Source organism: Actinoplanes sp. URMC 104 (genome assembly GCF_051386375.1).
Classification (GTDB): Bacteria; Actinomycetota; Actinomycetes; order Mycobacteriales; family Micromonosporaceae; genus Actinoplanes.
In genome coordinates this window covers 60,889-79,118 of the sequence record NZ_JBPQTO010000007.1, presented here as the reverse complement: position 1 = coordinate 79,118, position 18,230 = coordinate 60,889, and the positions used below count along the sequence as shown (strand labels likewise).

Sequence of the window (18,230 nt, the reverse complement as noted above, 5' to 3'; positions counted from 1 at the left end):
ACCGCCCGCCCCCGCCGAGGGCGGGAGCGGGCGGCGCGAGTCGTGCGGGTCAGTTCGCGGCGGCCTGACCGGTGAGCTGGAAGATCGCCACCCCGGGGCCCTGGTAGAAGACCTTCCAGTTGGACGAGGCCCGCAGCGCCGCGTCGAGCGACTGCATCGCGTCGTCCTGCGCGGTGCCGAAGTAGTCGGTGTAGTCGTCCATCGCGTCGCTGACCACCAGGTAGTTCGTGGGGTAGTTCATCGACCGGATGTACGTCTCGATGTCGGGCAGTCGGCTGCCGTTGAGGTTGCCGGTGAACAGCGGGTCGCCGATCAGCGAGATGTCCACCGACACGTGGCCCTTGTTGAAGTCGCCGTAGTTGGCCTCGAGCTTCGTCGGGAAGTTCGGCGCCACCAGGATCAGGCCCGAGCCGGGCTCCGCGTTGGCGTAGAAGTACTCCGCGGCGTCGATGTCGGTGGCCCGCACCTGGTGGACCATGAGCTGGCCCTGCAGGCCCTGCAGGCCGGCCAGCAGCAGCACGGTCAGCATGACGCCGGAGGCCAGCATCGCGGGCACGCCCCGGCGGCCCTTGCCGGCCCACAGCACGCCGATCAGCAGCCCGACGAACGGCATCGAGAAGGCGAACACCCGGTAGATCGCCTCGCCGCCGTAGTTGCCGGCGACGAGCGTGACCATCGGCAGGAAGCCGATCACCGCGGGCACCAGCACCCGGCCCAGCTTCTTGCGGGACAGGAAGATCGCCACCAGCGCGGCCAGCCACAGGCCGATCGCCAGGGCGCGGGCGACCGTCGCCGAGAACTCCTGCTCGGGCGTCTTCCAGCTGGCCGAGTTGCCCGACGCGTTCGACAGCAGGTCGAAGCTGAACAGGCTGTACTGGCTGTTCACCGAGCCGAGCCGGGGCACGAAGAAGATCAGCATGAGCGCCACGAGGCCGACGAGGAACTTCTTGGGGCGCAGGATGCCCAGGATCGTCAGCGCGAACAGCGGCACCATCATGAGCACCGGGCTCAGCTGGTGCGACACGACGATCGCGGCGAAGATGCCGGTCGCGCCCAGGGCCGCCCAGCGGCGGGTGCGGGCGTCGGCCGGGATCCGCGGCGGCATGCCCTGCACCAGCCAGGCGCGCAGCCGGCCGATGCGGCCCTTCGGCTCCGCCTTGATCTCGGGCGCGCCGATCAGCCAGCGGGCCACGATGACCCAGAAGGCCAGCATCAGCGCGTAGACCAGGGCCTGCGGCGAGAAGTAGCCGATGTCGACCCACATGCACGCCTGGAACAGCAGCACGGCGAGCGCGATGATCCGCCGGTCCTGGGTGAACTGGCGCAGCAGCGCGGCCGTCATCAGCGAGGTGATCAGCGCGAACGTCAGCGACGACCAGGCCGCGAACGAGATGGCGTCGATGCCGGAGATGTGCGAGAGCATCGCGACCGCGGAGAAGAAGCCGGGCCACTGCTGGTAGATGTCGCTGCCGCTGATCAGGCTGCCGTTGTCGCGGATCAGGTCGACGACGCCGACGTGCTTGTACGTCCAGGCGTACTCGATGGTGCCGTCCAGCAGCGGGACGGTGGCCTGCATGACGATCGGCAGCACGACCAGGGTGGCGGCCAGCACGAGCGGGCGGGCACGGCCGAACAGCTCGACCGCGAAGCCGATGAACAGCAGCAGCATGCCGACCACGAACGGCACGCCGAGCGCGGCGCTGAAGCCGTAGAGCCCGACCTCGTCGGGGGAGAGCTGGGCGAGCGCGAGGATCCACAGGCCGACGCCGGCCAGCAGCGTCACGAACGGGATGGCGCCCAGCACGACCCCGTTGTCGACGGTGGCGTGCGGCTTGCCGGCCCGGCCCAGGATGAGCGGCACGCCGGCCCGGGTGAGGCGGAAGAACTGGTACGCCGAGCCGATCAGCGTGGCGCCGGCGAGCACGCCGATCCAGAGCGCCGGCTGCCAGACCCGCAACCACAGCGTGATCGCCGCGAGCAGCGTGAGCACCGACAGGCTGCCGGCCACGGTGAGCGCCCAGGAGACCAGGCGGCTGCGCACGTTGGCCACGGAGAGCAGGGCGGCGCCCGGGCCGAACAGCGCCAGCACGAGCAGCAGCGCGAGGCTCAGCGGCCCCTCGGGGACCACCAGGGCCAGCAGGCCCGCGACGGCGGCGACGACGCCGGCCAGCGCGAACTCGGGCCGGTGGTCGGCGCCGGTCTCGTGGTCGGCCGCGGCCGGCTGCTCGGCCAGGGCGCCGACCGGCCCGCCCGTGGTGGGCACGGGGGCGGGCATGAAGCGGGTCTCCGACGAGTCGTCCGGGCCGACCGGGATCCGGACGGTCTTGTCGCCGACCTCGAGGCGGGTCGTCGCGTCCTTGTCGACGGTGGAGATGACCGCCGTCGCGTCTGGTGCCGGCCTGGCCTCGCCGGCGGCGCCGACCACGATCCGGACGGTGGAGTCACCGACCGGCTGGTCCGGCTTGTCTGCCGAGCGTTGCTGCATTGGTTCTGGGCCTCCGTACGTCGTGGCGCTGGCGCCCGGGACGCGTCACGGGCAACGCGACCCCGGTCGATGTTCCTATGCCTGGGTGCGGACCTTGGCCCGTGCCGCGCGGCGGGACTTCAGATAGGCGCGCGGTCCCGCCAGCATGCCACGGCGGTTGGCCGCGAGCAGCTCTTGCGGGAAGTCGTCGCGGATGGTGGCGGTGCGGGCGGTGTCCTTGCCGGTCATGTCCTTCAACGCCCCGGGCACCAGCTTGAGCAGCGGGAAGATCAGGGCCGGGCGGGACATCAGCAGGCTCGTGTAGGCGGCGACCAGGCCGGTGCCGTAGCCGACCATCTGCTTGCGCAGGCCCTCGAGGTCGCGCCGGTGGTAGTGCCGGGTGACCGCGCTGGGCTGGTAGACGATCGTGCCGCCGGTGAGCAGCACCTGGGTGAACGCCAGGGTGTCCTCGGAGCCCATCGCCGGGGTGCCGGCGCCGAGCGCGGTGTCGAACAGGCCGATCCGCTCGATGACGCCGGGCCGGAAGGTCATGTTCGCGCCGGTGCCGAACGGCGGCAGCGGGTAGAGCGGGCTCTGGATGTGCGCGGTGTGCGGGCCGAACTCGTCCGGCTTGAACCCGCGGCCCTTGCTGTGCCCGCCGAACTGCTCGAACCAGACCTGCGCCTTGGTCTCGAGCTCGGCCGGCACGATGACGCCCGAGATCACGTCGGCGTCCGGGTGCTCGTGCAGCGCCCGGGCCACCTCGGCCAGCCAGTGCGGGTCGGCCACCTCGTCGTCGTCGAGCCAGGCCAGGATCTCGCCGGGGGCGGCCTTGACCGCGGTGTTGCGGGCGAACGACAGGCCGGCCTTGGGCTCCAGCAGGTAGTCGACCGGGCCGCGGCGCGCGGCGGAGCGGACGACCTCGGCGGTCGCCTCGCTGACCGGGGCGTTGTCGACGACCAGCACGCGGAAGGAGGGGTACTCCTGGGCGAGCAGGCTGTCGAGGCAGCGGGCGAGCTCGCCCGGGTGCTCGCGGGTGCAGACCACGACGGTGATGTGCGGGGCGGTCTGCAGCACGGCGCGGCGCCGGGCCAGGAACTCGGGCTCGCTGGCCGGGTTGAGCCCGTGCACCGGCACCGCGGCGCCGTCGAGGCGGGGGCGTACGACCTCGCCCAGCTCGGCCTCGACCGCGGCGGCCAGGTCGGCCGGCTGCAGGCCCTGCCCGGGGATGTCCAGCAGCAGCGCTCCCACCGGCTCGGAGAACAGGCGGACCAGCAGCCAGACCTGTTCGGCGCGGCGGCCGTCCGGCTGCACCGCCGGGATCAGCGGCAGCGGCTCGGACAGCTCGAGGTCGCGGACGATGCCGGGCACCGTCGACGTCTCCTCGATCGAGGCGATGCGCTGGGTGGGGATGGCCACACGGTTGACGTCGGCACTCATCGGGCGGTCTCCAGCGTGGGGGTCTTGGGGGTGCGCCGGGCGGCGACGGTCTCGACGACGCCGCCCCAGCCGGCCGCGGCCACGCCGGCCACGATGCCGCCGGCGCGCAGGAAGTGGTCGGCGCCCTTGCCGGTGAGCCCGAGGCCGAGGTTGCGCAGCGCCGCCTTGGGCAGCGACCACAGGTAGTCACGCTCGGCGCCCAGCGTGTCGCTGCCGCCCGCGTCGAGGCCGGCCATCTGCACCTTGCCGCGGCCCTCGGCGTAGCAGCGCTTGACGAACCAGGGGAACGTCGAGCGGTTCGCGGGCACCTCGTGCCGGATCATCGCGTCCGGCACGTACATCCAGTGACCGCCGGCGTGGGCGCTCATCCGCAGGCAGAGCTCGGTGTCCTCGGGCCGGTTGCGGTCGCCCAGCTTGCCGAAGCCGACCCGGAAGCCGCCGACGGCGTCGAACACCTCGCGGCGGACCACCATGCTGGCCGACCAGACGTTGCGGATCGGCGAGGTCTCGGTGGGCATGCCGGCGTACGAGCCGCCGACCGCCCACAGGAACTCCGCCGGCATCCACCGGGGCTCCGGGCCCTCCCAGGCCGGAGCGATGCCGCCGCCGGTGCCGACCACCCGGGGGTCGGCGAACGGCTCGACGAGCCGGCCCAGCCAGTCCGGGCCGGCGGTGATGTCGTCGTCCATGAAGGCGACGAGGGCGGTCTTCGCGTGGAAGGCGCCGGTGTTGCGGTTGCCCGACACGCCCTTGGCGTAGGCGTTCTCGAGGACCGTCACGCCCGGCAGGTCGCGCTGGATGCGCTCGAACAGCGCCGGGTTGTGATCGACGACCACGACGACTTCGGCGGGCTCCGCCTGCTGCGACGTGGCGCAGGCGACAGTCCGCACGAGCGAGGACCAGCGCTGTTCCGTGTGCGTCGGAATCACGATGGTCGTGTCGAGGGGGGTGGAATCCACGGGAGCGTCTCCTACGAGCGAGGGGAGTGGGGACGGGCGCGGTGGGTTCAGCCGAGGCGGTTGATGTCGGTGCTCACGGCGCCGACCTCGTCGCGCTCACGCTCGGGCTGCGGGCGCGGCGCCGGCACGGGCTTGGCGCTCATGCCGTGCGCCCGGCTGCCGGGCTGCTGGTGGACGATCACGCCACCTGGGCGGCGCTCGCCGCTGCGCTTCTGGCTGCGCATCCGGCCGTACTCGCTGAAGATCGTGCGCAGCACGCGGAAGCCGTCCCGGAACGTGTTCAGGTTGGTCTCGCCGTGGATGCGGCGGTGCTCGATGCTGCCGACCTCGCCGACCTTCATCCCGTCGACCGCGGCCCGGATGTTGATCATCGTCTCGATCTCGAAGCCGTCGCCCCAGTGCTTGGTGCCGTCGGTCTTGCGCGGCAGCTTCGTGTCGGGCAGGTCGAGCACCGGCACGACCGTGCGCCAGAACGCGTTGTAGCCGTAGCAGAGGTCGGTGAACCGGGTCCCGAACAGCACGTTGACGACCAGGTTGAGCCCGTCGTTGCCGAGCTTGCGCAGCTTGGTGATGTCGTGGCTGTGGCCGCCGTGGTTGAACCGGCTGCCCTTCACGAAGTCCGCGCCGTCGACCAGCTTCTTGACGAACAGCGGGATCTCGGCCGGGTCGGTCGAGCCGTCGGCGTCGATCATCACGATGATGTCGCCGGTGCAGGCCTCGAAGCCGCAGGCGAGCGCGTTGCCCTTGCCGGTGCGGGTCTGCTGCACCACGACCACGTCCGGGCGCAGCTCCCGGGCGACCTCGACGGTGCGGTCGACCGAGCCGCCGTCGACCAGCACCACCTCGTCGATGTCCGCCGGCAGCTTGGCGAACACGTGAGGCAGGTTGCGCTCCTCGTTCAGGGTCGGAATCACCACGCTCACGGTCGGTGACGTACCTCCGTCACCCCACGTGTTCGCAGCGGGCGTCGAAAACTCCATGTCGGTCCCTTCCCGGGGCGGCAATGCGGTTCGGTCGGCAAATCTGGTGGCAAGAAGCGTAGGGCTTTCGCTTCTGTCGACCAACGTAGCAAGCCGCTACCAAGCGTCAACTGACCGAAAAGACAACGTGTCGGCGACCGGGAGGATCATTGTCGCCAACCGGATGACCGCAGTGTATTCACACGGGCAACTGGAGAAGATGTTCGTCACATCGTTACCTCAGGTAACGGACATTTGCGTACCGGAGTGGCGCGTCACCCATCAAGGGGACAAGTGCCGCATAGGCGTACCTGGATGACGCGATCGGGCATGTCAGCAATGCCGGATTACTCGGAGTGAAGTGGGTCACCGAATACGGACATTACCGAGCGTACGGGTACGGGTGCAGTTCGGTTATCGATCCATCGACGAGTGGTCCCTCGCCGGCGGGGTATGTATCGCGGCTGGTCACCAAACCGCCTCGCCCCCGTAGCCTCCGGGCCGCCTTACCGTTGGTGAGACGATGAACGTTGATGAAGCACTTTGTGTCTGCGGGCACGCGCCACGTGCCCACCAGCACTACCGGCAAGGGACCGAATGCGCTCTGTGCGGAGCTCGGGGCTGTCCGCGCTACCGGCGGCCGAGCTGGTGGCGCCGCCTGCTGTCGAGGAACTGACGGGGTGTCCGCCAGGTGGTCCTCCGGTCGCGAATACCTACTAGATCTGTAGGCTAAGTCTCACATCGAGCGCCGCGGCGACGTGCGGCGCACGACAGGAGGGACTTCCATGGCACTTCCCGACTTCCTGATCGCCGGTGTGCCCAAGGCCGGGACGACCGCCCTGCACGCGGCGTTGGTGGGTCACCCCGAGCTGTTCCTGCCGGCGGTCAAGGAGCCCAAGTTCTTTCTCTTCGACGGACCGCCGCCGGACCACGGCGGCCCCGGGGACGTGCAGACCTATCAGGAACACGTCTGGCGGCAATCCGACTACGAGGCGCTGTTCGCCCCGGCGCCGCCGGGGACGCTGCTCGGCGAGGCGACGCCGTTCTACCTGCACGACCTCGCCTCGCACGAGCGGATCAAGTCGCTGATCCCGTCCGCCCGGCTGATCGTGCTGCTGCGCGACCCGGTCGACCGCGCCCACTCCAACTGGACCCACCTGTGGAACGCCGGGCTCGAGCCGGAGGCGGACTTCCTGGCCGCCTGCCGCGCCGAGCCGGCCCGTGTCGCGGCGGGCTGGGCCTCGTTCTGGCACTACGTGGGTCTGGGCAGGTACGGCGAGCAGGTGCGCCACCTCTACGAGCACTTCCCGCGCGAGCAGGTGCTGCTGCTGCGCTACAAGGAGCTCAAGGACACCCCGGCCGCCACCCTCGACCGGGTCTGCGAGTTCCTCGGCGTGCGCACGGGCGTGCTGACCTCGGTGCCGCGCGAGAACGTCAACCGGCACTACGTCGAGGACAACCGGGTGAACGAGGTGCTGCGGCTGCTGCTGCGCACCGGCGGCACGTTCGGGCACCGCTTCCCGGTGCCGCTGCGGCTGGCCGCCCGGGGGCCGCTGCTGACGCTGCTGCACCGCAAGCACGGCAACCGGCCCGTGACCACGCCGGAGGAGCGGGCGGCGCTGCTGCCGCTGTTCGCCGACGACATCGCGCTGCTGACCGAGGTGACCGGGGAGTCGTACGACGACTGGCTCTCGGTCGACCGACACGCCGCGCGCTCGTAATCCCCACCTGCCCGGTAGATAACGCACACTTGTCCGGTTACTCTTCGCCCTGTCACTGCCGACACATCTGGGAGCCGCCTTGTCCACCGGAACCGCGACCCTGCCGCTGCCACGCTGGGACGAGTCCACCGTCGTGGTCGAGCCCCCCGGTGACGAACCGGGAGCGTGGTCGGGCGCGCCCAGCTCGATCGTCGCGGACGGTCACGTCTACCTGGCCTACCGGGTGCGCCTGCCGATCGGCGAGGGGCGCGGCATCGCCAACGTCGTGGCCCGCTCGGCCGACGGCATCACCTTCGAGACGGTCGCCGAGGTCACCAAGGAGCAGTTCGGCGCCGAGTCGCTGGAGCGCCCGGCGCTGGTCCGCACGCGGGAGGGCCGCTGGCGGCTCTACGTGAGCGCGGCGACGCCCGGCACCAAGCACTGGCGGGTGGAGCTGCTCGAGGCGGCCACCCCGGAAGGCCTGGCCACGGCCACCCCGCGGGTCGTGCTGGCCGGCGACGACACCGCCGGGGTCAAGGACCCGGTGCTGCACCACGACGCGCACGGCTGGCACCTGTGGGCGTCGGTGCACCCGCTGGAGAGCTGGGACGACGCCGACCGGATGACCACCGAGTACGCGACCAGCCCCGACGGGGTGCACTGGACCTGGCGCGGCACGGCGCTGGCGGGCCGGCCGGGGGAGTGGGACGCGCGGGGCGTACGGGTCTCGTCCGTGCAGGTCGACGGCGACGAGATCACCGTGGCCTACGACGGGCGCGCGACGGCCGGCGAGAACTGGGAGGAGCGCACCGGGGTGGCCCGCGGCAGGCGCCTGGCCGACGGCTCCTTCGGCGAGCTCACCGCCGAGCCGGGCGAGCCGCTGGGCAGCCCGCACGCCCCCAACGGTCTGCGCTACCTGAGCCTGGTCGAGCTGCCCGACGGCCGGCGCCGCGTCTACTACGAGGCGACCCGCGCGGACGGCGCCCACGACCTGCGTACGGAACTGCTCTGAGGTTCGGTGAGAGCGTTGTCACCTTTGACCGGGCCGAACCGTGGCCCATCGACGGGGTGCATTAGCTTCTGATCCGACGCCAGGTGCCCGCGGTAAACGGCGGCGCCGTCGATGGCGGGGTCTCTCCCACAAGGAGCGACTCCGCCATTTTCCTTGGCCACCGGTTCGCTCCCGTCGTGCACCCGGCGATCTTCTCCACCGGCCGTCCCCGGCCGCCGATGGTGCCCCCTGACGCGACAACCATCCACGGGCCAGGGGAGAGATCATGCTCGGAGCCGCGGTATCCATCGTTCCCACGTTCATCGCGCCGGAGCCGGCCTACCCCGCGCCCGTGGCGGACTGGTGCGCCGACGTCGCCGAGCCGACGATCCTGGTCGTCGACGACGACGAGGACGTCCGTGACCTGGTCACCACCAAGCTGGTCGCGGCCGGCTACCGCGTGATCACCGCGGGCGACGGCGCCGCCGCGCTGCGCCAGGTCGTCACCGAGCAGCCCGACATGGTGATCCTCGACGTGTCGATGCCCGGCCTCGACGGGCTCAGCGTCTGCTACGAGCTGCACTCGTCGGCCGACACCGCGCAGATCCCGGTGCTGATGATGAGCGGCCACTCCCGCCAGGTCGACATCGACCTCGGCATGACCGTCGGCGCCGACGACTACCTGGTCAAGCCGTTCAACCCGGCCGAGCTGGTGCGCCGCGTCCGCTGGCTGCTGCTCGCCAACGGCTAGAGCGCCCGCAGAAAAGAGCGAAGGGCCCGCCCGTACGGGGCCACGGTCGTCAGGTCGGCGTACTCGCGCGGCCCGTGCTGGCCGTCCCCGCCCGGCCCGAAGATCACCGCATCCACGCCGCGGGCCGAGTAGTGCCGCCCGTCCGCGGCGCCGTGCTTGGCCAGCAGCTCCCCCGCGAAGCCGGCCTCCCGGGCGGCCGCCCGCAGCAGCCCCACCTCCCGGCTCCCCGGGTCGGCGTGGTGCGGGTGGCCGAGCGCCTCCACCGTGGCCTCGAGCCCGGTGACCTCGCCGAGGTGCGCCGCGATCTCGGCCGCCGAGCGCCCCGCGAAGTCCCCGTCCTCCGCCGGGAACCGCACGTCGAGCCACGCGCCGGCCTCGTCCGGCACCTGGTTGACCGCCCGGTTGGGCGTGTCGATGCGGGCCACGTTCACCGTGGTGCGCCACGCCTCTGCGGGAGGCACCGGATAGCGCGCGAGCAGCCGCCCGACCCCCTCGGTCACCCTGAGCAGGGCGTTGTCCCCGAGCCACGGGTACGCCGCGTGCGCCGCCCGCCCCTTGGCCGCGAGCCGCACGTGCGCCAGCCCGCGCGACTCGTTGACCACCCGCAGCCCGCTCTGCTCCCCGATCACGACGAACCCCGCCCGCACCCCCTGCGCGATCTGGTGCGCCGTGCCGTCCGCGCCGCCCACTTCCTCGTCCGTGACCAGCTGCAGCGCGACCGGAAAGCCCAGCTGCGGCGCCACCTCGCGGAACACGTGCGCCATGACCAGCGCCGCGACCTTCATGTCGTGCGCCCCGCGCCCGTAGAGCCTGTCGCCCTCTATCCGCGGCACGAACTGCTCGGGCGCCCCCGGCACGACGTCGAGGTGCGCGTTGAGGATGACCCGGAATTCTCCTGGAGGTGCGCCCGCTTCCCGCGCGTCCGCTTCCCGCGCGCCCGGCCCCCGCGCGTCGGCTCCTCGCGCGTCCGGTTCTTGCGCGGCGGGCCCCCGCGCGTCCGCTCCTTCCGCGCTCCGGCCTCGCGTCCCTCTCACGCCGCCGGCGGTCCATGCGTCTGCTGCCCGCGGGCCCGTCCCTCGCGCGCCGGCCGCCTGTGTGTCCGCCTCCCGTGCGTACGTCGGCCGCCCACCCGCCCCTCGCGGGCCCGCAGAACTCGCGCCCGCCTGCCGCGCGCCTCCTGGCCGCCCCACAGACAGCAGCGCGCTCGGCTTGCCGTTCGACTCGAAGCGCCGCACCTCGAAGCCCGCCCCCACCGCGTCGATCACGAGGTCGAGAGCCCGTCGCAGCTGCTCAGGCCGGTCCGCCGTGGACGGGATCGCGATCAGCTCACAGGCCCGCTCAACAAGATCATCCACCGGTGCGCCTCCCAGACCCCCACCCACCCGGGGCGTGGCGTCGCCGAGCCTACGCCGCAGCGCGCCGGCGCATGGGGTTGTCCACAGGCGTCGAATCTGTCCACAAGCGGGCGTCCTTCCGCTTGCTCGAGCGGTCGCGGCCCGGTAGACCGTCGGGAGCCCCGCCCCGCCGGCGTGCGGCTGCACCTGTATGCTCGCTCGCGACCGGACTGGGGGAGGTCAACTGACTGTCGGTCGGCGAGGATCGCGTCACCGCCGACCTGATACGACGCCGACTCGTTTGCCTGGCGCGGGGCCACGGTGCTGCGACAAGGCGGGCGCTGCGCAACGTCCGCAAGCAACCGATCGCGGCGGCCGAGCTGATCACCGCGGGCCGAGCTGGTCGCAGGCCGAGCCGATCGCCGTGGGCCGAGCTGGTCGCGGCGGGCCGAGCTGGTCGCGGCGGGCCGAGCTGGTCGCGGCGGGCCGAGCTGGTCGCGGTGGCCGAGCTGGTCGCGCGGCCGAGCTGGGCGCGCGGCCGAGCTGATCACCACGGGCCGAGCTGGTCGCGGTGGCCGAGCTGATCGGTCGCGCTGCCGGTGGCCGGTCGGAGCGGCGGACGAGGCAGAGCGCACCGGCCGCGCTGTCCGGCGGCCGAGCAACCCGCCCAGGCGGACAGGGGCGGAGCGGATCGGCGGCCGAGCGACCCGGCCGAGTCGCGGGCGTCGCTACCTCGGCGACTCGAGCTGTTTCCGATGGGAAGACGCGAGCCCCGATTACCGAGCCCCTCCCGGCGCGCAATTCCGCGCGCAATCTCCCCGCAACATTCGCCCTGTCCGGCATCCGACGAAACGCCGGACGGAGGAGCCGGTCCAAAAAGGGCACGAAACGTCTGCCGAATTTCCATCGTGAATTTGCGCCGTCAAGAAATTGCCCGCGGCGACCGAAGAGACCTCTATCACTTACCGTGCTGCCCGCTCACGGAGCGTGCGGCCTGTCACAGTCCGCCGTTGCACTGAGGCACCGCCCCGCGACAGCGCGTCAATCCCAGTGTCTTGACAATCCGATCTACGCGGCATACTCCGAGCCGTACAGATGACGCCCCGGGTGGTCGGCGTACAGCATGCAGTTGCTGTCGTCCTCGTCGAGGCTCCCGCGGGCGGCCGGGCACTGCCCGATGGCGTTGATCTCCGAGGCGCTGAGCGTCCACTGCACCCACCACCCCGTCCCGGCGGCGTGCTGGCCCAGGCCGGCGTGTGCGCCCGCATGACGCTGCTCCAGCTCGCAGTGCAGCACCCGGTCGAGCCCGTGCGAGGGGCGGGGCAGCCGCCCGAGCCAGCCCACCTGCTGGCGGTCCAGCTCGATGCGGGCGGGGCAGCGGTGCGCGTCCACGACGGCGAGCGCGGTGACGAAGTTGCCGGCGCCCTTGCGGGAGCGGATCAGGCCCTCGGTGCGCAGCACGCGCAGCGCGGACTGGACGGTGGTGCGGGCGACGCGGTGCTCCCCGGCGAGCGTGTGCTCGGAGGGGAGCTTGGCGCCGGCCGCGAGGGTGCCGGTGAAGATCTGGTGGCGGAGCTCGGCGGCGATCTGCTGGTACGGCGAGAGGGCGGTGTCGGGGGACATGCTGCGACTGTGGCGTGGCCGGTCAGGGCCGAACAAGTGCGCAGCCGCGACTGTCTGTCACGACTCGGCGGGCGGCAGGGAGCGCTGACGGTCGCGCGGGGACAGGGAGGGCGGGGTGTCGCGGGACGCCAGCGGGGGCTGCGTGCCGCGGTCGCGCAGCAGCGGGGTGGCCCGGTTCCACCGTGGACCACCTGCGTCTTTGCGGCGGCGGGCGAGGCCTGAGAGGGCCTCGAGCACGACCCGGTTGCCGAGCATGGCGGTGATCTCGGCATGGTCGTACGGGGGTGAGACCTCGACGATGTCCATGCCTACTACGGGTAACTCGTGGCAGATCCGCGAGACGCTGTCGAGCAGCTGCCGCGCGGTGAGGCCGCCGGGCTCGGGCGTGCCGGTGCCGGGGGCGTGGCCGGGATCGCACACGTCGATGTCGACGGAGAGGAAGACGCCGTCGCAGCCGTCGAGGGCGGTCGCGAACGCCTGGTCGAGCACGGCGTCGAGCCCGCGGTCGACGATCTCGCTCATGTGGAACGAGGTCATGCCCTGATCGGCCATCCAGTCGAGCACGTCGGGGCCGGGCCAGTAGCCGCGCAGGCCCAGCTGCAGGAAGCGGTCGCCGCGCACGGCGCCGGACTCGATGAGCCGGCGCATCGGCTGGCCGTGGCCGTACAGCGAGCCGAACTCGATGTCGCCGGTGTCGGCGTGCGCGTCGAAGTGGATCACCGAGATGCGCCCGGCGCCGTGGTGGCGGGCCACGCCGGACACGTCGGGCCAGGTGATGGTGTGGTCGCCACCGAGGATCAGCGGGATCGCGCCGTGCGAGGCGACGAACGCGACGGCGTCCTCGATGGTGTCGCAGCTGCGCTGGATGTCGCCGCTGAAGACCTCGAGGTCGCCGGCGTCGAGCACGGTCAGGTCGCCGCCGAGCGCGTCGACGCGCATGGCCAGGTGCGGCCGGGAGGCGTCGTGCGGCAGGTAGTCGGTGCCGCGCAGCACCTGCGGGCCGAAGCGGGCGCCGGGGCGGTGCGACGTGCCGCCGTCGAACGGGGCGCCCAGGATGACGACGTCGGCCTCCGCGTACGTGGCGGGCTCCTGCCAGTCGCAGGCGGGCACGCCGAGGAACGTGTGGTCGGGGCCGTACATCGGTCCGTATCGCGTCACGCCGGGGAATGTATCCCCATACGGTGACCCGGTACAGCGTTTCCGCTCGCGCGCCCCGGGTACCGCGTTCCGAAGATCTGAGGGAGGCAGGGAGCACATGCGGACGCTGGGCGGGCGGTATCAGCTCGTGCGACGCATCGGCATCGGCGGCATGTCCGAGGTCTGGCGCGGCCACGACCGCGTGCTCGACCGTCCGGTAGCGATCAAGATCATGGGCCCGTCGGTGGAGGGCACGCTCGGCGACATCGCGGGCGTCGACCTCGTCCGCGCGGAGGCCCGGTCGGCGGCCCGGCTGGCGCACCCGAACGTGGCGGGGGTGCACGACTTCGGCACGTCCCGCTCGGAGCCGACCGCGCCCGACGTCCCGTACATCGTGATGGAGCTCGTGGAGGGGCAGACGCTCGGCGCCCACCTGGCTGCCGGTCCGCTCGACTGGCGCATCGGCGTGCGGATCTGCGCCGAGGTCGCGGCCGCGCTCGCCGCCGCGCACGCTGAGCAGGTCGTGCACCGCGACATCAAGCCCGCCAACGTCATGCTCACCCCGTCGGGCGCCAAGGTGCTCGACTTCGGCATCGCGGCCTCCGCGGGCGTGCCGGACCCGAACCCCGACATGCCGGTGATGGGCACTCCGGCGTACGTGGCCCCGGAGCTCTTCGAGGGACTGCCCGCCACCCCGGCCAGCGACATGTTCGCGCTGGGCACCCTGCTGCACCAGTGCATCACCGGGCGCCTGCCGTGGCGCGCCGAGACGCCGACCGAGCTGGTGTACGCGCAGCGCTACCGCGACCCCGACCCGCTGCCCGAGCTCGACGGCCTGCCGCCCGAGGTGGAGGACCTGGTGTCGCGCTGCCTCAACCGCGACCCGCGGGAGCGGCCGACCGCGATGGTGGCGGCGCTCTTGCTCGCCGAGGCCGTGGACGCCCGCGTCTACGTGCCCATTCAGGACCTGAGCGCCGAGTCGGCCCGCCCGTCGATCTCGCCGTGGGACCAGCGCGCCGCGGAGGAGCCGACCTCGGTGGCGGTGCCGAACGGCGCGGGCCGCCACCGGGCCGACTGAGGGCCCGCGGGCTCGGCCACGCGGCACCACCAGCGGGACGGCGGGGCACGGGCTCAGCTGCGCGGCACCACCACCACCGGACGGCACGCCCGGCGCACCAGCCGGGTCGAGACGCCGCCGAGCAGCACGCGCCGGGCCGGCCCGTAGCCGCGTGAGCCGCAGAAGAGCACGTCCACCTCGTCGAGGTCGGCGAGCGTGTCCACGACGTCGCCGGCCACCACCTGCCACTCGGCCGTCACGCCGGGCACCGACTCGGCGGCGCGGCGCAGCGAGGACTCGTACGTCTCCCGGGCCGTCTCGAGGAAGGCGCGCTCCGCGTCCTGGCCGATCAGGAACGGCAGCGTCGCGTCGGCCTCCGCCACCACCGTGTAGAGCCGCAGCGTGTCGCCGGTGCGGCGGGCGACCTCGGCGGCGGCGGTCAGCGCGGCCCGGCCGTCGGGCGTGTCGACGTACGCCACCCCGATGCGCCGCTGCCCGGTGGGCGTGGGCAGCCCGGCGGGAGCGATCGCGACCGGGCAGGCGGCGCCCGCGAGCAGCCGGTCCGCCGTGCTGCCGGCCGCGAGGCGCTCCTTGGTGGCGTGCCGCCCGGACCCGATGACCAGCAGCGCCGCGCCCGTCTCCTCGGCCAGGTCGTGCAGGCCGTGCGCGGCCGAGGAGGACGCCACCATCCGATAGTCGACTTCCCCGCGTACGTCCTCCAGGTCCTTGCGGGCGGCGTCGAGCACCTGCTGTGCGGCGCGGTGCCGGTCGGCGACCCACTCGGCGTCGATCCGGCCCGAGCCCAGCGCCGCCGGGGCCGCGTGCACGACGGCGACCACCAGCGGCACCCCGAGGGTCTCGGCGAACCAGCGGCCCAGCGCCAGCGCGTCGGGCGAGGTGGGACCGCCGTCCACGCCGGCGATCACGGGCCCGGGGATCGGCTCGGTCACGGCTGGTCACCGTCCTCGGGGCGGTGGTGGTCGCGCGCCCAGCCGGGGGTGGTGCTCTGCTCGCTGCGCAGGCGGGAGTTCTTGTAGCCGTACAGCCAGTAGATGACGAGGCCGATCGCCAGCCACACCACGAACCGCACCCAGGTGTCCCACGGCAGGTCGCTCATCAGGTAGACGGCGAACGCGATGCCGAGCAGCGGCAGCACCGGCGACCACGGCACGCGGTAGGGCCGCGGCATCTCCGGCCGGGTGCGCCGCAGCACGATGACGCCGATGTTGACCAGCACGAAGGCGAACAGCGTGCCGATGTTGACCAGCTTGACGATCTCGCTGAGCGGCACGAGCGCGGCGAGGATGGCGATCAGGACGCCGAGCACGATGGTGAGCCGGGCGGGGGTGCCGTACCGCTGGTTGACCTGGGCGAGCCGCTGGGGGAGCAGCCCGTCGCGGCACATCGCGAAGAAGATGCGGGTCTGGCCGTACATGATGACCAGCACCACGCTCGTGATCGCGACGACCGCGCCGAGCGCGAGGACGGCGGCCGCCCAGCTGATGCCGGCGCCCTCGTCGAGCGCGGCGGCCAGCGGCGCGTCGCTCGCCTTGAGCTGGTCGGGCGAGGCGATGCCGATCGCGCCGACGGCGGTGAGCACGTAGAAGATCGTGCAGATCACCAGCGAGCCGATGATCGCCAGCGGCAGGTCGCGCTCGGGCTTGCGGGCCTCCTCGCTGCCGGTCGAGACCGCGTCGAAGCCGATGTAGGCGAAGAAGATCACCGCCGCTGCCGAGGTCACCCCGTCCACTCCCGAGGGCGCGAACGGCTGGAAGTTGCCGGTGCCGAAGTTGGCGAACGCCACCACGATGAAGAACAGCAGGACGACGAGCTTGATCACGACCATCACGAGGTTGACCCGCGCGCTCTCGGTCACGCCGCGCACCAGCAGCAGCGTGATCGCGAGCACCACGAACACGGCCGGCAGGTTGAAGACGCCGCCGTCCTCGGGCGACTTGGCGATCGCGTCGGGCAGCGCCACCCCGAACGCGGAGTCGAGGAACGCGTTCAGGTTGCCGCCCCAGCCGACCGCGATCGCGGCGACCGACACCCCGTACTCCAGGATCAGGTCCCAGCCGATGATCCAGGCCACCAGCTCGCCGAGGGTGGCGTACGTGTAGGTGTACGCGCTGCCCGCCACCGGGATCGACGAGGCCAGCTCCGCGTACGACAGCGCGGAGAACGCGCACGCGACCGCCGCCAGCACGAAGGACAGGATGACCGCGGGGCCCGCGATCCCCGCGCCCTCGCCGATCACCACGAAGATGCCCGTGCCGATGATCGCGCCGACGCCCATCGCGGTCAGCTGCGTGGCACCCACTGCTTTCTTGAGACCGTGGCCCTCCTCGGCCGTCTCGGTGATGAGGGACCGGACGTCGCGTATCGCGAAGATGCCCGGCCGTCCCGGAGTCGTGGCCATGTCACCCCTCCCGTCATCGGCTGCCGCCTATGTGACTTTGGGCATACCAATGGTCACCGCGCAACTGCACAGCGAGATCGGGCACCGGCGCCATGCGTACGGGGGCACGCGCACCGGGTGTCCGCTGTGGCCGTGGAAACCGGCGGCAGCCTGCGAGGGAGGACAAAGCCGGGGTACGGTGACGACGGCGGGACCGCAGGGTACGGAGGTTCGGATGGGCGAGGCGGTGATGACCACCCGACGCCAGGCCGACGGCGCCATCGTCGTCGACGTGCGCGGCAGCCTCGACGCGGCGACCGTGGGCGCCCTGCGCGACATCCTGCTCGGCACGGTGCAGCGCGAGCGGCCGATGACGCTGATCGTCGACCTCACCTTCGTGACGTTCATGGATTCCCAGGGCATCGGCACGCTGGTCACCGGCTACAACGCGGCCCGCGAGGTGGGCACCCGGTTCGTGCTGCGCAACCCGAGCGAGTTCGTGCACCGTCAGCTGCGGGTCACCGGGCTGACCGACATGTTCGGCCTGCCCCCCTCGTCGTCGTCCAACCAGAGCTACACCCCCTGATCGCCGACGGCGCGCGGTGGCGGCCCGCGGCGGCTAATGTGCCTTCATGGAGCGCGCGGCCGGTGCCGGCATCGAGGATGCCTGTCTGCCCCGTGAGCCCGACTGGCTGACGCTGCCGGCCGCGAGCGGCAGGTGGTGGTCGCTGACGCTGGACGTGCGGGCCCTGCGCGCCGAGGTGACCGCGCGGATCTGGTCGCCGGCCCAGCCGACCGCCCGGGTGCTGGTCGCCCACGACGGTCCCGACTACGACAAGCACGCCGCCCTGGGCCGCTACGTGGCCGCGTCGATCACCGCGGGCCGCATCGAGCCGTGCCACCTCGTGCTGCTGCCGGCCGGCGAGCGGCTGGAGTGGTATGCGGCTCTGCCCGCGTACGCCCGGGGTCTGGGTCTGGAGATCCTGCCCGCGCTGACGGCCCGCCTCTCGGACGGGCGGCCCGCGGTGGGCATCGGAGCCAGCCTCGGGGCGCTGGCCATGCTGCACTGCCAGCGCCGGCACCCCGGCGTGCTCGGCGGGCTGTTCCTGCAGTCGGGCAGCTTCTTCCAGCCGCGCTTCGACCGGCAGGAGTCCGGTTTCGGGCGCTGGCTGCCGATCGTGCGGTGGACCGGGCGGGTGCTGCGCGCCGCCGACGGCCCCGCCGTGCCGGTGACGATGACGTGCGGCAGGCTCGAGGAGAACCTCGCGAACAACCGGAGCATGGCCGAGGCGCTGCGCGGGCAAGGCTATCCGGTCAGCTTCGCGCAGATCGAGGGCGGCCACGACTGGCCGGCGTGGCGCGACGCCTTCGAACCGCACCTCACATCGCTGTTGAGGAGAACCTAGGGGAGGCAGCC

Annotated in this window: 15 protein-coding genes; 6 read left to right on the top strand and 9 right to left on the bottom strand. The window is 72.3% G+C overall.

Going from position 1 to position 18,230, the window contains the following annotated elements; translation table 11 throughout:
* Nucleotides 1-49 precede the first annotated feature (49 nt).
* The 4 genes from ACSNN8_RS22065 to ACSNN8_RS22050 all read right to left on the bottom strand — a co-directional run bounded on the left by ACSNN8_RS22065 (nt 50) and on the right by ACSNN8_RS22050 (nt 5,843).
* Nucleotides 50-2,485, bottom strand: a complete 2,436-nt coding sequence (locus ACSNN8_RS22065; RefSeq protein WP_436651164.1) for a hypothetical protein — start codon at nt 2,483-2,485, stop codon at nt 50-52.
* 75 nt (nt 2,486-2,560) lie between these two features.
* Nucleotides 2,561-3,904 (bottom strand): glycosyltransferase, encoded by a 1,344-nt coding sequence (locus ACSNN8_RS22060; protein ID WP_436651163.1) that lies wholly within the window; start codon nt 3,902-3,904, stop codon nt 2,561-2,563.
* Nucleotides 3,901-4,863: a glycosyltransferase gene (locus tag ACSNN8_RS22055; protein ID WP_436651162.1), complete on the bottom strand. Its 963-nt coding sequence runs from the start codon at nt 4,861-4,863 to the stop codon at nt 3,901-3,903. The genes ACSNN8_RS22060 and ACSNN8_RS22055 overlap by 4 nt, the downstream gene beginning before the upstream one ends.
* Before the next feature lie 47 nt (nt 4,864-4,910).
* Entirely contained in the window at nt 4,911-5,843 is a 933-nt protein-coding gene (locus tag ACSNN8_RS22050; RefSeq protein ID WP_436651161.1) for a glycosyltransferase family 2 protein, read from the bottom strand.
* 764 nt (nt 5,844-6,607) lie between these two features.
* Here ACSNN8_RS22050 and ACSNN8_RS22045 point away from each other — a divergent pair.
* The 3 genes from ACSNN8_RS22045 to ACSNN8_RS22035 all read left to right on the top strand — a co-directional run bounded on the left by ACSNN8_RS22045 (nt 6,608) and on the right by ACSNN8_RS22035 (nt 9,264).
* Nucleotides 6,608-7,543: a sulfotransferase domain-containing protein gene (locus ACSNN8_RS22045; RefSeq protein ID WP_436651160.1), complete on the top strand. Its 936-nt coding sequence runs from the start codon at nt 6,608-6,610 to the stop codon at nt 7,541-7,543.
* Nucleotides 7,544-7,622: 79 nt separating this feature from the next.
* Nucleotides 7,623-8,534, top strand: a complete 912-nt coding sequence (locus ACSNN8_RS22040) for a hypothetical protein (RefSeq protein WP_436651159.1) — start codon at nt 7,623-7,625, stop codon at nt 8,532-8,534.
* Between the two features lie 265 nt (nt 8,535-8,799).
* Nucleotides 8,800-9,264, top strand: a complete 465-nt coding sequence (locus ACSNN8_RS22035; RefSeq protein WP_436651158.1) for a response regulator transcription factor — start codon at nt 8,800-8,802, stop codon at nt 9,262-9,264.
* Here ACSNN8_RS22035 and ACSNN8_RS22030 read toward each other — a convergent pair.
* The 3 genes from ACSNN8_RS22030 to speB form a co-directional block, all read right to left on the bottom strand.
* Entirely contained in the window at nt 9,261-10,298 is a 1,038-nt protein-coding gene (locus tag ACSNN8_RS22030; RefSeq protein WP_436651157.1) for a M20 family metallopeptidase, read from the bottom strand. The genes ACSNN8_RS22035 and ACSNN8_RS22030 overlap by 4 nt on opposite strands.
* Before the next feature lie 1,368 nt (nt 10,299-11,666).
* Nucleotides 11,667-12,221 carry a GntR family transcriptional regulator gene (locus tag ACSNN8_RS22025; RefSeq protein WP_436651156.1) on the bottom strand — a complete coding sequence of 185 codons (555 nt, stop codon included), beginning with the start codon at nt 12,219-12,221 and terminating at the stop codon, nt 11,667-11,669.
* Nucleotides 12,222-12,278: 57 nt separating this feature from the next.
* Nucleotides 12,279-13,379, bottom strand: a complete 1,101-nt coding sequence (gene speB, locus ACSNN8_RS22020; protein WP_436651155.1) for an agmatinase — start codon at nt 13,377-13,379, stop codon at nt 12,279-12,281.
* Nucleotides 13,380-13,476: 97 nt separating this feature from the next.
* Here speB and ACSNN8_RS22015 point away from each other — a divergent pair, with 97 nt between their 5' ends.
* Nucleotides 13,477-14,436 (top strand): serine/threonine-protein kinase, encoded by a 960-nt coding sequence (locus ACSNN8_RS22015; RefSeq protein WP_436651154.1) that lies wholly within the window; start codon nt 13,477-13,479, stop codon nt 14,434-14,436.
* A 53-nt stretch (nt 14,437-14,489) separates the two neighbouring features.
* Here ACSNN8_RS22015 and ACSNN8_RS22010 read toward each other — a convergent pair whose 3' ends face one another.
* Together ACSNN8_RS22010 and ACSNN8_RS22005 are read right to left on the bottom strand one after the other, a co-directional pair.
* Nucleotides 14,490-15,365 carry a universal stress protein gene (locus ACSNN8_RS22010; RefSeq protein WP_436651153.1) on the bottom strand — a complete coding sequence of 292 codons (876 nt, stop codon included), beginning with the start codon at nt 15,363-15,365 and terminating at the stop codon, nt 14,490-14,492.
* Nucleotides 15,362-16,834: an amino acid permease gene (locus ACSNN8_RS22005; RefSeq protein WP_436651152.1), complete on the bottom strand. Its 1,473-nt coding sequence runs from the start codon at nt 16,832-16,834 to the stop codon at nt 15,362-15,364. The genes ACSNN8_RS22010 and ACSNN8_RS22005 overlap by 4 nt, the downstream gene beginning before the upstream one ends.
* 214 nt (nt 16,835-17,048) lie before the next feature.
* On the opposite strand from ACSNN8_RS22005, the gene ACSNN8_RS22000 reads away from it, so the two are divergent.
* Nucleotides 17,049-17,399, top strand: a complete 351-nt coding sequence (locus tag ACSNN8_RS22000) for an STAS domain-containing protein (RefSeq protein ID WP_436651151.1) — start codon at nt 17,049-17,051, stop codon at nt 17,397-17,399.
* Between the two features lie 46 nt (nt 17,400-17,445).
* Nucleotides 17,446-18,219: an alpha/beta hydrolase gene (locus ACSNN8_RS21995; RefSeq protein WP_436651150.1), complete on the top strand. Its 774-nt coding sequence runs from the start codon at nt 17,446-17,448 to the stop codon at nt 18,217-18,219.
* Nucleotides 18,220-18,230 lie beyond the last annotated feature (11 nt).

Coding starts and splice junctions, on each gene's coding strand:
- ACSNN8_RS22065 (WP_436651164.1), bottom strand. CDS start 2,485: ATGCAGCAACGCTCGGCAGACAAGCCGGACCAGCCGGTCGGTGACTCC.
- ACSNN8_RS22060 (WP_436651163.1), bottom strand. CDS start 3,904: ATGAGTGCCGACGTCAACCGTGTGGCCATCCCCACCCAGCGCATCGCC.
- ACSNN8_RS22050 (WP_436651161.1), bottom strand. CDS start 5,843: ATGGAGTTTTCGACGCCCGCTGCGAACACGTGGGGTGACGGAGGTACG.
- ACSNN8_RS22045 (WP_436651160.1), top strand. CDS start 6,608: ATGGCACTTCCCGACTTCCTGATCGCCGGTGTGCCCAAGGCCGGGACG.
- ACSNN8_RS22035 (WP_436651158.1), top strand. CDS start 8,800: ATGCTCGGAGCCGCGGTATCCATCGTTCCCACGTTCATCGCGCCGGAG.
- ACSNN8_RS22025 (WP_436651156.1), bottom strand. CDS start 12,221: ATGTCCCCCGACACCGCCCTCTCGCCGTACCAGCAGATCGCCGCCGAG.
- ACSNN8_RS22015 (WP_436651154.1), top strand. CDS start 13,477: ATGCGGACGCTGGGCGGGCGGTATCAGCTCGTGCGACGCATCGGCATC.
- ACSNN8_RS22005 (WP_436651152.1), bottom strand. CDS start 16,834: ATGGCCACGACTCCGGGACGGCCGGGCATCTTCGCGATACGCGACGTC.
- ACSNN8_RS22000 (WP_436651151.1), top strand. CDS start 17,049: ATGGGCGAGGCGGTGATGACCACCCGACGCCAGGCCGACGGCGCCATC.
- ACSNN8_RS21995 (WP_436651150.1), top strand. CDS start 17,446: ATGGAGCGCGCGGCCGGTGCCGGCATCGAGGATGCCTGTCTGCCCCGT.